The following is a 15,744-nucleotide window of genomic DNA, read 5'->3' as shown; positions in this document are numbered from 1 at the left end:
TTTATTATTGTTGTGCTTTATTTAAGGCAGCGATGCCGTCGCGTAATATCGCTATGCGGTGATTGACGTCCGCATCCGGGTTAATTTCCAGTAATTTAATACCCAGAAATTGCAGGGCGTCGCTGCCCGCGCAGGCTAATAATTCCCGCACATGCGTGTGGGTCATTAAACTTTGCGCACAGAACGGAGAGAAGGGCGCGTGTAAATCCTGCCATTCGCCATATTCGCCATTGAGCGTGGTGCCGGAAAACATTAACGCGCCAAGCTTACCGGCCTGGCTGGCCTGCCGGGTATGGGTCAACGGCAGAGTGGTGTCCTGGCCTTCAATCGCGGAGCGGGCCCAGTTTATGGCAACGCTGATCTCATAACCGGCAAGCGTTTCCAGCACATTCTCTAAAGGCAGAAATCCTTTGCGCGGCGCGGGGCCGGTCATGGCATCGCAATGTTCCAGCACCAGACTGCACGACCAGTCCCAGCTGGCCACCTCCTTCAGTGAACGGGCAAAGGCATCGGTAGCCTGGGCGACGTTAGGGTTGCTGGCGCAGGGCGCGGCATGGAGTTCCAGCGCCACGATTTTTCCGGCATTTGCCGCATTGATCGCATTAATTTTCTGGTAAAGGTGGCGGTAGTAGGCCACGCAGGCTTTACGCTGTTCCTCATCGCTCGATGCCAGGCCAAAGCCGCCGTTACCCCCGCGGCGGCGCATGGTTTCCATAATTGCCGTGACGACAATCTGCCAGTCTGCTGGGGTATGGCGCATTAACCACTCGTCGCCCAGTGGATGGAGATGTTCAAGGCAGGGTTGCTCCAGCCCGCGAATATCCGGGGTATCAGCCAGTTGTCGCCAGAATGCTTTTTCTTCGTCTTCACTTTTTTGGTGAAAAGAGGGTGCACAGGGATACGCACCGATAATATAACCGGTATTATTTTTCATAATGTGCTCCTGAAAATAATGCTTTTATAAAGCGTCAATCGCCACTTTAACCACGATTTTCCTGATCGGCGTGGCGACCGATTTATGGCATCCCGGGCGATGAACATCCTGCGGGAAAAATATGACATAGCTTCCCGGGATCATTTCAAGAAAAGATTCATTTTCGCATCCGTGATAGAAAATAATATCGCGCTGCGCTAATAGCGATTCGCTGATGGTGTTATTACCGTTATCAATAGCGAAACCTATTTTCTCCTCACCCCAGGCCAGAAACTGAATATCCAGATAGCGGCGATGTACTTCCGGGCGATTTTCGGCAACTTCGCGAGTGGTTAAGTCGATAATCTGCGCGAAGATGTTTTTGCCGTCGATCTCCACTACGCCGGGGGCCAGTTTGCTGAAATCGGTGCTGCGCAGGAAGTCGAGCGCTCGCTCAATTGCCGCAGGCAACCGACACGGATTGGGCTGCGCGATATGGCCAAAGATCATGATATATCTCCTTACAGCGCCTGAATTTTCGCCCAGACGCTGTCATCAACGGTGATGCCGTTGCGACGATTCTCTTCCAGCAGGCGGGTAAATTCATGTCCCGGTAAACGGATGGCCACGTTTTCATCGGCCCGTTCGGCGCTGGTGATGAAATCCATAATCCGCTGCAGCTTGGCATCGCGGGTCGCACCGTCGATGAGCTTATCGACCTCAATGGCGACGAAAATCTGCGAAACACCATATTCATCGCTGTTTTCCTGGGTCACTTCGGCCACAGAAGATCCATTGGAAAGCAGGGTGGCAATCATATCCAGCACGATCGACAGGCCGGATCCTTTCCAGTAGCCCATAGGTAAAATGCGGCGATTTTTCTCAATCACGCCCGGTTCTTTGGTCAGATTGCCTTCATCGTCGAATCCCCCGTCGACGGGGAGCTGCCGACCCGCCAGGCGGTTCACCTCCAGCATGCCGTAGGAGAACATCGACATCGACATATCCACCATGGTGATCGGCGTGGACGGGATGGCGACGATCAGCGGGTTGGTGCCGATGCGGCACTCTTTGGCGCCCCACGGCGGCATCACCGCGATGGAGTTGGTCCAGCAGATGCCAATGTAGCCTTTTTCCGCTGCCTGCCAGCCGTAGCTGCCCCCGCGCATCCAGTGGTTGGCGTTACGCAGCGCCACCAGCCCAATGCCGTGATCGGATGCCAGCTCAATGGCCCGGTCCATCATCTTTTTCGCCGTCAGATTGCCGATGGAGCGCTGGGCGTCCCACTGCTCAATCGCGCCGAGGCTGGTAATCCGCTGTGGTTTGGCTTCAGGGATGATATCGCCATTGTCCAGTTGCTGAATAAAGCGGGGAAAGCGGTTCACGCCGTGTGAATAGACGCCGGATTCCGTGGTGCGGGCGAACATGTCCGCGCAGGCCTCGGCGGTTTCTGCCGCCACGCCGCGTTTAAGCAGTACCTGATTGAAGGCCTCTTTTAACTGCGAAAAAGTTACTTTCATACGTGTTTTCCTGGTGAGTTCTGATCGCTTTTTTATCGTTAAATTTCACAATGCGAAATCTGATTTCAAATATAACGATCTAAATTGGCCAGATCAACGGGAGGGCTATTTTTTAAAAACAATAAAAATCAATGAATTATGTTTTTTGATCTCAGATCGTGAACTGACACACACTTTGCGCTACCATCAGAGCGCAACGAAAGGGGAGCGGAAGCGATGGTGATGAAAGAGAGCGAGACAGGGCAAGACAAAGAGAGGCCGGCGGGAAGTCAGAGCCTGTTCCGTGGACTGATGTTGATTGAAATCCTGAGCAACTATCCAAACGGTTGCCCGCTGGCGCATCTGTCAGAGCTGGCGGGGCTCAATAAAAGTACCGTCCATCGATTGCTGCAGGGTTTGCAGTCCTGTGGGTATGTCACACCAGCGCCGGCGGCGGGTAGCTATCGGCTCACCACCAAGTTCATCGCCGTTGGCCAGAAAGCGCTCTCCTCGCTGAATATCATCCATGTGGCGGCTCCCCATCTTGAAGCGCTTAACCTGGCGACGGGCGAAACGGTGAACTTTTCCAGCCGGGAAGACGATCATGCGATCCTGATTTACAAGCTTGAGCCGACCACCGGCATGCTGCGTACCCGCGCTTATATTGGCCAGCATATGCCGCTCTATTGCTCCGCGATGGGGAAGATTTACATGGCGTTCGGCCATCCTGACTATGTGGAGCATTACTGGAACACTCACCAGGATATTATTCAGCCGCTGACCCGCAACACCATCACCGGCTTGCCAGCCATGCATGATGAGCTGGCGCAGATCCGTGAACGGAACATGGCCATGGACCGGGAAGAGAATGAGCTGGGGGTGTCCTGTCTGGCGGTGCCGGTTTTCGATATTCACCAGCGCGTGCCCTACGCCATTTCTATTTCTCTGTCGACGTCGCGCCTCAAGCAGATAGGCGAAAAGAACTTGTTAAAACCACTACGTGAGACCGCCGAAGCAATTTCGCGTGAGCTGGGTTTCACGGTGCGTGAAGCGTCAGGCAAATGACCACATCCTGCCGGCCATCTGACAAAAAACAGCGCTGATTCCATTCAGGATCAAAGCGCGGGCAGGGGATATTCTGGCACCCTGCGGTTTTATCCCCAGGGAGCAGAGGATGAACCAGTTTCTTATTGCCAATGCCCAGCGGTGCATCGGCTGTCGTACCTGCGAAGTGGCCTGCGCGGTGGCGCACCAGCAGGCGCAGGATGTCGCCGCCCTGTCGACGAACCATTTCGCGCCGCGTATCCGGGTGGTGAAAAGCGGTGACATATCGACGGCGATGGCCTGTCGGCAGTGCGAGGATGCGCCCTGCGCCAGCGTTTGCCCACAGGGGGCGATTCAGCGCGACAATGACGTCTGGTGGGTCGACCAGCGGCGCTGCATCGGCTGCAAAAGCTGCATGGTGGCCTGCCCGTACGGCGCGATGACCGTTACGGTAATGAACCAGCAGGCGCAGGCGCTGAAATGCGATCTATGCCATCACCGCGCCGAAGGACCGGCCTGCGTGGCCGCCTGCCCGACGCAGGCGCTGCGGGTGATGGTTCCCGCAGAGCTGGAAGCGCTATGCGCGCAAAAACGCCAGCGGCTGGCGCTGGCGTGAATGGGGTCGCTGACGAACGTTACCCGCCCGCGGCGTCCGAGACTATGCTTCCTGTTCGCGCCAGGCAAATTCAACCTCTTCGGCGAGGATTTTCACTCCGGCTTCGATTTTTTGCGGGTCCGGTACATAGTTCATGCGCATACACTGGTGGGTGTGCGGCCACGGTTTATCCAGACCAGGGAAGAAGTAATCCCCCGGCACCATCAGCACGCCGCGCTTTTTCAGCCGCTGATACAGCAGCTCGGTGGAGATCGGCAGATCCTTAAACCACAGCCAGAGGAAGATTGCCCCCTCCGGTTTGTGAATAAGGCAGCGCTCCTCCGGCAGATAGCGGCGAATAATGGCGATGGTTTCCTGCACCCGCTGGTAATAGAAGGGCTTGATCACCGTCTCTGACAGGCGCAGCAGATCCTGTCGTTTAATCATTTCGCACATCATTGCCGGCCCGATGCCGCCAGGGGCGAGGCTGATAATGCCGTTCATGTTGCTGATGGCGGTGATGATTTTTTCGTTGGCGATGATAATCCCGCAGCGGCTGCCCGGCAGGCCCAGCTTGGACAGGCTCATACACAGCACGATGTTCGGATTCCACAGCGGTCGGGCGTCGCTAAAGATAATGCCCGGGAACGGCACGCCGTAGGCGTTATCAATCACCAGCGGGACCCCGTGCTGATTCGCCAGCGCATCCAGTTTGATCAGCTCTTCATCAGTGATGACGTTGCCGGTCGGGTTGGTGGGGCGCGAGACGCAGATCATCCCGGTCTCTTCCGTCACCTGCAGATGCTCAAAATCAACATGGTACTTAAACTGGCCTTCCGGCAGCAGTTCGATGTTCGGCCGGGTGGCAACGAACAGATCCTCTTCCAGACCGGCATCGGCGTAGCCGATATATTCCGGCGTCAGTGGGAACAGTACCTTACGCGTGGTGCCATCTGCCCGACGGCCTGCAAACAGATTAAATAAGTAGAAAAATGCGCTCTGACTGCCGTTTGTTAGCGCAATATTCTGTGGTTCGATCTCCCAGCCCAGCTCGTCGCGCAGCATGTTCGCCAGCAGAGCCAGCAGCTCGCTTTTGCCCTGTGGACCATCATAATTACAAAGCGCATCAAGGGCTTTGCCATTATCCAGCATGTCGGCCAGCAGCTGCTGGAAGTAGTCATTCATTTCCGGGATCTGAGCGGGGTTGCCGCCGCCCAGCATAATAGCGCCCGGCGTGCGCAGACCGTCATTAAGGTCTTCCATCAAGCGGGTGATGCCTGAATGACGGGTGAATTTGTCGCCGAAAAGGGAAAATGTCATCGCGAATAGTCTATCGGTGGTTCTGGAAAGTGGCTAACCATAACGCCAGCGCTGGCGTGGTGCAAATCGGCGGGAGGAGGCGGGTTTTTATCTTTATCCTGTATATTGCTATTTTGTTAGCATTTTGTTCTAAATGGTGGCTCCCCGCAGGGCGGAGAGCCACATGTGGATTACTGCTGCTGCCCGGCCCAGATGACCATCACTTTGTCTTCACCGCTCTCACGCACGAACCCGTAACCACGCGGCATCGACAGCGTTGTCTGTTTGCCCATGCCGATTGCCGGATGGCGAGCGCGGAACTGGCCGATCTTCTGCCAGTGGGTAACGCTGCGGGCCGCCTTGCCGTTGACATCCTGCCAGTTCATCTCCGAGCGGGTGCCCTGCAGCGGGTCCGAGCCGGTGGGGCCGAACGGGCGCGATGATTCGTCGCCATAGAAAATCTGCACGGCGCCAGGGGCCAGCAGCAGTAGCTCCGCCGCGGTGGTGCCGCCTTCGCGGAACAGCCGCGTATCGTGCGAGGAGAGGTAGCTCAGGACGTTAAAGCTCTGCAGCTTGTCCGCCATTTGCTGCCAGGTGAGGTCAATATTGGCCATACAGGTCGCCGCTTTCGCCGCCTGGTCCTGGTAGTCGAAATTGATCATCGCATCAAAACCGTGGCGATAATAATCGCTCTGCATCACTCCATGTCCCCACGCTTCGCCGGTCATCCAGAACGGCGCCGCATCCAGCGCTTTATCCGGATTGGCTTTCTTCCACTCCGCCAGCGCGGCGGTGGCCTGGGTTTTTAACTGCTGCCAGGCGTCCATCTCCACATGTTTGGCGGTATCGACGCGGAAGCCATCGATGCCGTAGTCACGTACCCACTGGCTCAGCCAGTGTGTCAGATAGTCGCGCGGCGTATAGCCCGGGATCGCTTTCGCTGCGGTGTCTGGTTTATGGTTATAGAAGTTCGGCAGGCCTGAGACCTCCTTCGATTCGGTTTTCAGGTCCGGCAGGAAGGCCAGCGACATGGTGAGATCGTCATAGCCCGGATTGTCGTAATCGCCGATATCGGTGCGGATCCACTTCTTACCCCACCATTTCTCCCACCCGGCTTTGTCGCTGAAGTTGATATAGTCGTTAAAGCTGTGCCAGGTCTGTCCCGCGCCCGGCTTCCAGTCCGTCCAGCGCTCGCCGAGAGTTTTTTTCAGCTCATCTCCTTGCAGATACAGGGAGCCGAACTGGAACTCCTGCATATCGGCCAGGGTGGCGTAGCCGGCATGGTTCATCACCACGTCGAACAGAATACGTATTCCGCGCTTATGCGCTTCATCCACCAGTCGGCGGAGATCCGCTTCGGTCCCCATGTTGGCGTCCAGTTTCGACCAGTCCTGGGTGTAATAGCCGTGGTAGGCGTAGTGAGGGAAATCGCCCTTCGTGCCGCCGCCGACCCAGCCGTGGATCTGCTCGAGCGGGGAGCTGATCCACAGGGCGTTAACTCCCATCTGCTGCAGATAATCCAGCTTGCTGGTTAATCCCTGCAGGTCCCCGCCGTGGAAGGTGCCGATCTCCTGCATGCCGTCTTTATGGCGACCATAGCTGTTGTCGTTGGCCGGGTTACCGTTTACGAAGCGATCGGTCAGGACGAAGTAGACGGTGGCATTGTGCCAGTCAAACGGCGCCGGGGCGGCGGTCTCGGCGCGCTCAAGCAGCAGCAGTCCATTGCTGCCGAAGGCGGGCTGCAGGGTGATTTTGCCGCCGCTGACGGTCGCGACATTGCCGCTGTAGAAATCGCGGACCTTGCTGCCCTCGGCGAAGGTTTTGCTGACGTCGATGGTCAGCGGTTTTCCGTCCCACTTCGGACACTGGCGGATCTGCGGCGCCGCGGCGCTGGTCTCTTTTTCCTCCAGCGAAATCATCATCGTTGGCGTGCCGGAACGGGTATCCACCTCCAGGGTATACAGACCCTGGCGGAAGATGCGCCATTGCGGCGGTGTGCCGCGACAGGGCTCCATGGACAGCATCTGGTTGAGCTTAATGCCGCCGGAAGGCTGCCAGCACTGCTGGTCAAAATTTAGCTGCAGGGGACGTGTACCCTTCTCAACCACTTTCTGGCTGATGAATCGGCCGGTCCCTTCTTCGGTAAAAGCAGGAAAGTCGGTGGTAGTCCAGGCGGCAAAGGCCATCCCAGGCACGAATAACGTGGCAAGCGCAGCGAGTTTCATTGCGAGATCCTGTGAGCGGTTTTTATCTAGTGTGCCTTGTCGCCGCGCGGGTGAACTCCTCCTGACGCGCGTTTTACCAGGAGGATGAAAAGGGGTGAGTGACACCGCTCAAAAAATAGGCTAAAAATGAGACGAAGCTAGCATTTTCGCGCTGGCGATGCGCCGCAGAAACCGATTTCAGATGACAGCAATTCGGAATTGGACTATTTCTGTTGATGCCCTCAGTGCGTATTTTTGATACTATTAGCGATTCAGCTATCGTTTTTTTGTGAAAAACAAGGTGTTGGAATGCATATATCCGACCAGGAGACCTGATGATATCGAATCCCATACGACGATATGGGGCCGCCATACTTATGTTACTAACCTGCATCTTTTCAGGTAGTGTGTTGGCGACAACGCACACAGCGACAAAGAGTCATAAAGCCCCAACGGTAAAGAAGATAAGTAGTACTAAGGTAAGCAGTAAACAAGAGTATTCTCGCAATAGTGTAAAGAGCAGTTCACTTCCTGACTTGCGAAAATACCCTTCCGGAACACCAAGGAAAAAAGCGTTTCTCCGGACGGTCATGCCTTATATTACCAAGCAGAATCAGGCGATTACTGCGGATCGTAACTGGCTTATTTCCAAGCAGTACGATGCTCGCTGGTCGCCGACTGAGAAGGCGCGCCTGAAGGATATCGCTTCCCGTTATAAGGTGAAGTGGTCAGGCAATACGCGTCATGTGCCCTGGAACGCGCTGCTTGAGCGTGTCGACATTATTCCGAACAGCATGGTGGCGACCATGGCGGCGGCGGAAAGTGGCTGGGGTACCTCCAGGCTGGCGCGCGAGAATAACAACCTGTTCGGCATGAAGTGCGGCGCCGGTCGCTGCCGCGGCGCGATGAAAGGTTACTCGCAGTTTGAGTCGGTAGAGCAGTCGGTGCAGGCTTACGTAACAAACCTGAACACCCACCCGGCCTATTCTTCTTTCCGCAAGTCGCGCCTGCAGCTGCGCAAGGCGGATCAGGAAGTAACTGCCAGCACCATGATCCATAAGCTGAAGGGGTATTCGACCAAAGGGTCGAGCTACAACAACTATCTCTTCGCGATGTATCAGGACAATCAGCGGCTCATCGCCGCCCATCTGTAATCCGGATGCCCGGCCTTGTCGCCGGGCATTTTTTTACCCTACAGCATCACCTCGCTGTGCCGATCGCGGTACTCCTTCGGCGTCACGTCGTACTCCTTCTTAAACACCGAATAGAAATATTGCAGCGACGGATAGCCGCACATCTGCGAAATCTCATTGATCGACAGACTAGTGGACACCAGCAGGCTGCGCGCCTTTTCCAGTTTTTCGCTGTGGATCACCGTGTGGATGGTCTCCCCGACCTCCTCTTTGAAGCGTTTTTCCAGATTAGAGCGAGAGATGCCCACGGCGTCGAGCACCTGTTCCACCTTGATGCCTTTGCAGGCATTGTTGCGAATGTAATGCATCGCCTGTATCACGGAGGGATCGTTTAACGACCGGTAGTCGGTGGAGCGTCGCTCAACGACGCGCATCGGCGGGATCAGCTGGCGTTGCAGCGGGAGGGCCTCGTTATTCAACAGCCGGTGGAGTAATTTTGCCGCCTGATAACCCATCTGGCGGGTGCCCTGGGCGACAGAGGAGAGGGCGACGCGAGAGAGATAGCGGGTTAGCTCCTCGTTATCGATGCCGATAACGCACAGTTTCTCTGGCACCGGGATATGCAGCAGCTCGCAGGCCTGCAGGACGTGGCGGGCACGGGCGTCGGTGACGGCGATGATGCCGGTTTGCGGCGGCAGGGTTTGCAGCCAGTCGGCGAGCCGGTTTTGCGCGTGCTGCCAGTTCTCCGGCGCTGTCTCCAGCCCCTGGTAGACCACGCCGCGATACTTCTCCTTCGCGACCAGCTGGCAGAAGGCATACTCGCGCTCTACCGCCCAGCGTTTACCGCTGGAGGCGGGGAGTCCGTAAAACGCGAAGCGGTGCACCCCTTTTTCCTTCAAATGGAGAAAAGCGCTTTCCACCAGCGCGGCGTTGTCGGTGGCGATATAGTGGACCGGCGGGTACTGCTCTGGCTGATGATAAGATCCGCCGACGCCGACGATGGGCACGTGGACATCGGCCAGCAGCTTTTCGATTTCGGGATCGTCATAGTCGGCGATAACGCCATCGCCCAACCACTCTTTGATGTTTTCGATGCGTGCCCGAAAGTCCTCTTCAATAAAGATATCCCATTCCAACTGGGAGGCCTGCAGATACTCGCCGACACCTTCAACTACCTGGCGGTCATAAGCTTTGTTGGCGTTAAATAACAGCGTAATACGGTGACGCTTTTCAAACATAGATAATGTTCCTGCTCTAACCCCGGTCATACCCCTTCATTCAAGATGTTGCCGATGGCCTGACTTACCACTCATCCCGGCCACGTACGCCGGTACGCGGCCGGGGGCGCCGTCTGCAACCCGAATGATGTTGGGTATACACTACCGGCTAATGCCCGAGATATTTCAAGCGCCTTATGGCGAAGTTTGGCGGTAGCGCAAAGAATTCAGACATTCTTCAGAGAGTCTCTCCTTATGCGCGCCGCTTGGTGGCAGAGTCCATCCACACCGCCAGCAGCAAAATGGCGCCTTTAACGATATATTGCCAGAAGGTGGCGACGTCCATCATGCTCATACCGTTATCCAGGGCCGACATAATAAACGCCCCCATTACCGCCCCGGCGACGCTGCCGATGCCGCCCGCCAGGCTGGTGCCGCCGATGACGCAGGCGGCGATGGCGTCCAGTTCGGCGATATTGCCCGCCGAAGGCGACCCCGCGCCGAGCCGTGAGCTGAGGATTAGCCCGGCAATGGCGACCATCAGGCCGTTAATGGCAAACACCGCCAGCTTGGTACGCTCGACGTTAATCCCGGACAGACGGGCCGCCTCCAGGTTGCCGCCGATGGCGTAGATGCGGCGACCAAAGGCGGTGCGGGTGGCCATAAACAGGCCCGCCAGCAGCAGGGCGGCGAGGATCAGCACCGGGGTTGGTACGCCGCGATAGTCATTGAGCAGCCAGATTGCGCCCAGCACAATCACCGCGGTAATGGCCTGGCGGCCGACGGCGGCGGTGGAGGACGAGGTCGCCAGACCTAACGCCTGCCGGCGCATCCGCCCGCGCCACTGCCAGACGATAAACACCGCCATGCCGACAACGCCGATGCCGAAGCCGATGCCGTCTGGCAGGTAGCTTTGGCCGATCTGCGACATCGCCGGACTGGTGGGCGAGACGGTGGTCCCGTTGGTGATGCCGATCAGAATGCCGCGAAACGCCAGCATCCCGGCAAGGGTGACGATAAACGAGGGCACTTTGCGATAGGCTACCCACCATCCGTTCCACGCCCCGAGCAGCAGGCCCATCACCAGCGTCACCAGAATGGTGAGCGGCAGCGGCCAGCCGAGCCAGACGTCAAAGATCGCCGCAGCGCCGCCCAGCAGCCCCATCATCGAGCCAACGGAGAGGTCGATTTCTGCCGAAATAATCACAAACACCATGCCGACGGCGAGGATGCCGGTGATGGCCGTCTGCCGCAGCAGGTTGGAGATATTGCGTGCGCTCAGGTAGGCGCCATCGGTAACCCAGGTGAAAAACAGCATAATGACGACGATGGCGGCGATCATCACGAAGACCTGGAGATTCAGCCCCTTCAGCGCCGGCAGGGCCGCGGGGGCGGTTGGGGTGAGTTTGATTTCAGACGACGTGTTCTTCGACATGGCGTTCGCTCCTCAGCGCGGCTTCCATCACCTGTTCCTGGGTCAGATGTTGATTAACCAAATTGGCTTTTAGTCTGCCTTCGTGCATGACCAGCACCCGATCGCTGAGACCGAGCACCTCGGGCAGTTCGGATGAAATGACAATGACCGCGATGCCCTGCTGCACCAGCTGGTTAATCAGTTTATAAATTTCATACTTCGCCCCGATATCGATGCCACGGGTGGGTTCGTCGAGGATCAGAATGCGCGGATTGAGCAGCAGACAGCGCGCCAGAATCGCCTTTTGCTGGTTGCCGCCGCTCAGACGGCCAATCGCCAACTCCGGCGAGGAGGTTTTAATTTTCAAACGCTGAATGGACTGCTGAATGCAGTGCTGCTCGGCGGCGTCGTCCAGGCTACTCATTGCGCCGGTGAACTGGTTGAGCGCCGCGAGGGTAATGTTTTTGCCCACCGCCATCACCGGCACGATGCCGTCTTTTTTGCGGTCTTCCGGCACCATGGCGATGCCGTGGGCAATGGCCTGCTGGCAGTTAGAGATGCTCACCGGCTGGCCATCAATAAAGATCTCCCCTTGCCAGCGCCCCGGCCAGACGCCGAACAGGCACTGTACCGCCTCGGTACGTCCGGCGCCGACCAGCCCGGCGATGCCGAGGATTTCTCCGCGACGCAGGGAAAATGAGACGTCATTGACCCGTTTAATATGGCGGTTTACCGGGTGCCAGGCGGTTAAATGTTCAACCCGCAGGATCTCCTCGCCGTGGGCGTGCGGCTCGCTGGGATAGAGCGCGGTGAGCTCGCGGCCGACCATCATGGTGATGATATCGTCTTCGCTCATGCCGCTGGCATCGCGGGTGCCGATGTGCTGGCCGTCGCGGATCACGCAGATCGTATCGGAGATCGCTTTGACCTCATTGAGCTTATGCGAGATATAGATGCAGGCGATATCGTGGTTTTGCAGATCGCGAACGATCGCCAGCAGCGTCGCGGTTTCTTGTTCGGTTAAGGAGGCGGTCGGTTCGTCGAGGATCAGCAGGCGAACCTGTTTATTCAGCGCCTTGGCGATCTCCACCAACTGCTGCTGACCAAGGCCGAGGTCGCCGACGCGGGTATCGGGGGAAATGGGCAGATTGACCTGCGCCAACAGCTTCTGACAGCGCAGCGTCATGGTTTCATAATCCAGCAGACCATGGCGGGATATCTCGGCGCCGAGGAAAATATTCTCCAGCACGGTGAGATGTTTCACCAGCGCCAGCTCCTGATGAATAATGGCGATGCCTTTGCGTTCGGTATCGCGAATATGGTTTGCCTGCAGCGTTTCGCCGGCAAAAATAATCTCGCCCTCATAGCTTCCGTGCGGATAGATACCGCACAGCACCTTCATCAGCGTCGATTTCCCCGACCCATTTTCACCGCATAACGAGACCACCTCGCCTGCGTTCAGGCGCAGGCTGACGTTATCCACGGCTTTAACAGCGCCGAAGGTTTTGGTGATGTTCTTCATTTCGAGTAGCCAGGTCATAAAGACTCCGCAACAGTGATATCCGGCGGGATGAAAATGACGCCCCGCAGCGGGGCGTCAGCCATTACAGTTCACTCTTTTTATGGAAACCGTCTTTAATCACCGTGGCGTCGATATTCTCTTTATTTACCTCAATTGGCGTTAACAGGCGCGAAGGGACGTCTTTTAAGCCGTTATTCAGCGTGGTATCGGCCTTCGGCTGCTTATCGTTACCCAGCTCAACGGCGATTTCAGCGGCGTTGGTGGCCAGGGTGGTAATCGGTTTATAGACGGTCATCGTCTGGGTACCGGAAATAATGCGCTTCACGCCCGCCAGGTCGGCATCCTGACCGGAGATCGCCACTTTGCCGGCCAGCCCCTGGGCGGTTAAGGCCTGGATGGCGCCGCCGGCGGTGGCGTCATTGGAGGCGACCACGGCATCGATCTTGTTATTATTCGCCGTTAGCGCGTTTTCCATTATTTTCAGCGCGTTCTCCGGCAGCCAGCCGTCAACCCACTGATCGCCGACAATCTTAATTTTGCCATCATCGACATACGGCTTGAGAACCTTCATCTGTCCGGCGCGGAACAGTTTAGCGTTATTATCCACCGGCGAACCGCCCATCAGGAAATAATTACCCTGCGGCACTTTGTCGACCAGACTTTGCGCCTGCATTTCACCAACTTTTTCATTATCGAAAGATATATAGAAATCAATGTCGGCATTATTAATCATACGGTCATAGGCCAGGACTTTAATACCTTCCTGCTTGGCTTCTTTAATAACGTTACTGAGTACCTGGCCGTTATAAGGAATAATGACTAACACATCGACGCCGCGGTTGATCATGTTTTCAATTTGCGACATCTGCGTTTCTTCATTGCCATTAGCGGACTGGACAAAAACTTTGGCGCCTAAGGATTCCGCTTTATTGACGAAAATATCACGGTCTTTCTGCCAGCGCTCCAGACGCAGATCGTCGATGGCCATGCCAATCTTCACTTCTTTCGCCATCCCCGCCATGCTGGCGAGCAGGAGGGAGCTGGCGCAAAGCGTAAGGCAAAGGTTCTTTATCTTCATAATAACGATACCTTTTTTGTAAGGGTAGGTAAGACGAACGGAAAATAATGTTTGATACATGAGGTTGCGGATACGTTACAGATTCTTAACGCGGAAAGCAGGGCTGGCAATTACCGGTTCTTATTTTGCCGTTATGAAATTTCGTTTAATGTGCAAATTATGACGGCGATCGTATTTTATTCATGCACGCTCTTATTATTGCACTGGACTGTCTCTGACAAAGCGGCGCAACGGTGACTGGATATTATTTTTGCGAGCTGGCGCACGTTTGTGGATTCTCTCAATGGCGGTGTGAAATAACGTAATTGAGGAAAATGAAAGCGAAATTCTATATTGGCTTAAACCCGTCATACTTCAAGTTGTAGGTGGGTTGGTGACATTCGTTGCTCCGCCCCCGGTTACCGGGGACTCGCGCTCCTGCCGCCTTCCTGCAACTCGAATTATTTAGGGTATCTGATTGGTTATTCGCCGCATCTCTGAATATGGAGTTCTCTATGCAGACCTATTTCGATCAACTCGATCGCGTTCGTTACGAAGGCCCGAAATCCACTAACCCGCTGGCTTTCCGTCATTACAACCCGGATGAACTGGTGCTGGGCAAACGGATGGAAGATCATCTGCGTTTTGCGGCCTGTTACTGGCACACCTTCTGCTGGAATGGCGCCGATATGTTTGGCGTGGGCTCCTTTGATCGTCCCTGGCAGCAGCCTGGCGACGCCCTGGAGATGGCCAAACGCAAAGCCGATGTGGCGTTCGAATTCTTCCATAAACTCAACGTGCCTTACTACTGCTTCCACGACGTTGACGTCTCGCCGGAAGGCGCTTCGCTCAAGGAGTACAGCAATAACTTCGCCCGGATGGTCGAGGTGCTGGCTGAGAAACAGCAGCAGAGCGGCGTGAAGCTTCTGTGGGGGACCGCAAACTGCTTTACCAACCCGCGCTACGGCGCCGGCGCGGCCACCAACCCGGATCCGGAAGTATTTAGCTGGGCGGCCACCCAGGTGGTCACCGCCATGAATGCCACCCATCAACTGGGCGGTGAAAACTATGTGCTGTGGGGCGGTCGCGAGGGCTATGAAACCCTGCTGAATACCGACCTGCGCCAGGAGCGTGAGCAGATTGGCCGCTTTATGCAGCTGGTGGTGGAGCATAAGCATAAAATCGGCTTTAAAGGCACGCTGCTGATTGAGCCCAAACCGCAGGAGCCGACCAAGCATCAGTATGACTATGATGCCTCTACCGTTTACGGCTTCCTCAAACAGTTTGGTCTGGAAAAAGAGATTAAACTGAATATTGAAGCTAACCATGCCACGCTCGCCGGCCATTCGTTCCATCATGAAATTGCGACGGCCATTGCGCTGGGGCTGTTCGGCTCCGTTGACGCCAACCGCGGCGATCCGCAGCTGGGCTGGGATACCGACCAGTTCCCGAACAGCGTCGAAGAGAACGCGCTGGTGATGTATGAAATCCTCAAAGCGGGCGGCTTCACCACCGGCGGGCTCAACTTTGATGCGAAAGTGCGCCGGCAGAGCACCGACAAATACGATCTGTTCTATGGTCATATTGGCGCGATGGATACCATGGCGCTATCGCTGAAGGTCGCGGCGCGGATGATCGAGGACGGCGAACTGGATAAGCGCGTGGCCAGACGCTACGCCGGCTGGAACGGTGAGCTGGGGCAGCAGATCCTTAACGGGCAGATGACCCTGAGCGATATTGCCCAGTATGCCGCTCAGCATCAGCTGGCGCCGCAGCATCGCAGCGGCCAGCAGGAACAACTGGAAAACCTGGTCAACCATTATCTGTTTGACAAGTAATCATGCGGC

General features: G+C 56.2%; 13 protein-coding genes. 4 read left to right on the top strand and 9 right to left on the bottom strand.

Going from position 1 to position 15,744, the window contains the following annotated elements:
* Positions 1-4 precede the first annotated feature (4 nt).
* The 3 genes from DR88_RS03240 to yiaK are packed head-to-tail and all read right to left on the bottom strand — an operon-like array spanning position 5 to position 2,433.
* Positions 5-934, bottom strand: coding sequence for a DUF4862 family protein (locus DR88_RS03240; protein ID WP_004150167.1), 930 nt, complete (start codon positions 932-934; stop codon positions 5-7).
* 24 nt (positions 935-958) lie between these two features.
* Positions 959-1,423 (bottom strand): YhcH/YjgK/YiaL family protein, encoded by a 465-nt coding sequence (locus DR88_RS03245; protein ID WP_004889290.1) that lies wholly within the window; start codon positions 1,421-1,423, stop codon positions 959-961.
* Between the two features lie 11 nt (positions 1,424-1,434).
* Positions 1,435-2,433, bottom strand: coding sequence for a 3-dehydro-L-gulonate 2-dehydrogenase (yiaK, locus tag DR88_RS03250; RefSeq protein WP_004150165.1), 999 nt, complete (start codon positions 2,431-2,433; stop codon positions 1,435-1,437).
* A gap of 216 nt (positions 2,434-2,649) precedes the next feature.
* On the opposite strand from yiaK, the gene yiaJ reads away from it, so the two are divergent.
* Together yiaJ and DR88_RS03260 are read left to right on the top strand one after the other, a co-directional pair.
* On the top strand, positions 2,650-3,477 hold the full coding sequence (gene yiaJ / locus DR88_RS03255) for an IclR family transcriptional regulator YiaJ (protein WP_021440873.1): 828 nt from the start codon (positions 2,650-2,652) through the stop codon (positions 3,475-3,477).
* 109 nt (positions 3,478-3,586) lie between these two features.
* Positions 3,587-4,072: a 4Fe-4S dicluster domain-containing protein gene (locus DR88_RS03260; protein WP_002922360.1), complete on the top strand. Its 486-nt coding sequence runs from the start codon at positions 3,587-3,589 to the stop codon at positions 4,070-4,072.
* A gap of 42 nt (positions 4,073-4,114) precedes the next feature.
* Here DR88_RS03260 and avtA read toward each other — a convergent pair whose 3' ends face one another.
* Together avtA and DR88_RS03270 are read right to left on the bottom strand one after the other, a co-directional pair.
* Positions 4,115-5,371 (bottom strand): valine--pyruvate transaminase, encoded by a 1,257-nt coding sequence (gene avtA, locus DR88_RS03265; protein ID WP_002922359.1) that lies wholly within the window; start codon positions 5,369-5,371, stop codon positions 4,115-4,117.
* A 170-nt stretch (positions 5,372-5,541) separates the two neighbouring features.
* On the bottom strand, positions 5,542-7,575 hold the full coding sequence (locus DR88_RS03270; RefSeq protein ID WP_004145234.1) for an alpha-amylase: 2,034 nt from the start codon (positions 7,573-7,575) through the stop codon (positions 5,542-5,544).
* A 314-nt stretch (positions 7,576-7,889) separates the two neighbouring features.
* On the opposite strand from DR88_RS03270, the gene DR88_RS03275 reads away from it, so the two are divergent.
* Positions 7,890-8,708, top strand: a complete 819-nt coding sequence (locus DR88_RS03275; protein WP_004188166.1) for a protein bax — start codon at positions 7,890-7,892, stop codon at positions 8,706-8,708.
* 38 nt (positions 8,709-8,746) lie between these two features.
* Here the strand turns inward: DR88_RS03275 and xylR are convergent, their stop codons facing one another.
* The 4 genes from xylR to xylF all read right to left on the bottom strand — a co-directional run bounded on the left by xylR (position 8,747) and on the right by xylF (position 13,918).
* Positions 8,747-9,925, bottom strand: coding sequence for a D-xylose utilization transcriptional activator XylR (gene xylR, locus DR88_RS03280; RefSeq protein WP_002922351.1), 1,179 nt, complete (start codon positions 9,923-9,925; stop codon positions 8,747-8,749).
* 232 nt (positions 9,926-10,157) lie between these two features.
* A complete protein-coding gene (gene xylH / locus DR88_RS03285; RefSeq protein ID WP_002922349.1) occupies positions 10,158-11,339 on the bottom strand; it encodes a xylose ABC transporter permease XylH in 1,182 nt (393 codons plus the stop codon).
* Positions 11,317-12,858: a xylose ABC transporter ATP-binding protein gene (locus DR88_RS03290; protein ID WP_002922346.1), complete on the bottom strand. Its 1,542-nt coding sequence runs from the start codon at positions 12,856-12,858 to the stop codon at positions 11,317-11,319. Before DR88_RS03290 ends, xylH begins: the two co-directional genes overlap by 23 nt.
* 64 nt (positions 12,859-12,922) lie before the next feature.
* Positions 12,923-13,918, bottom strand: a complete 996-nt coding sequence (gene xylF, locus DR88_RS03295) for a D-xylose ABC transporter substrate-binding protein (RefSeq protein WP_004152040.1) — start codon at positions 13,916-13,918, stop codon at positions 12,923-12,925.
* A 494-nt stretch (positions 13,919-14,412) separates the two neighbouring features.
* Here xylF and xylA point away from each other — a divergent pair, with 494 nt between their 5' ends.
* Positions 14,413-15,735, top strand: coding sequence for a xylose isomerase (gene xylA, locus DR88_RS03300; RefSeq protein ID WP_002922139.1), 1,323 nt, complete (start codon positions 14,413-14,415; stop codon positions 15,733-15,735).
* Positions 15,736-15,744 lie beyond the last annotated feature (9 nt).

Origin of the sequence: Klebsiella pneumoniae (assembly GCF_000742135.1) — a bacterium.
Classification (GTDB): Bacteria; Pseudomonadota; Gammaproteobacteria; order Enterobacterales; family Enterobacteriaceae; genus Klebsiella; species Klebsiella pneumoniae.
The sequence above is the reverse complement of the archived record's forward strand: the minus strand, read 5'-3'. Positions and strand labels throughout refer to the sequence as shown.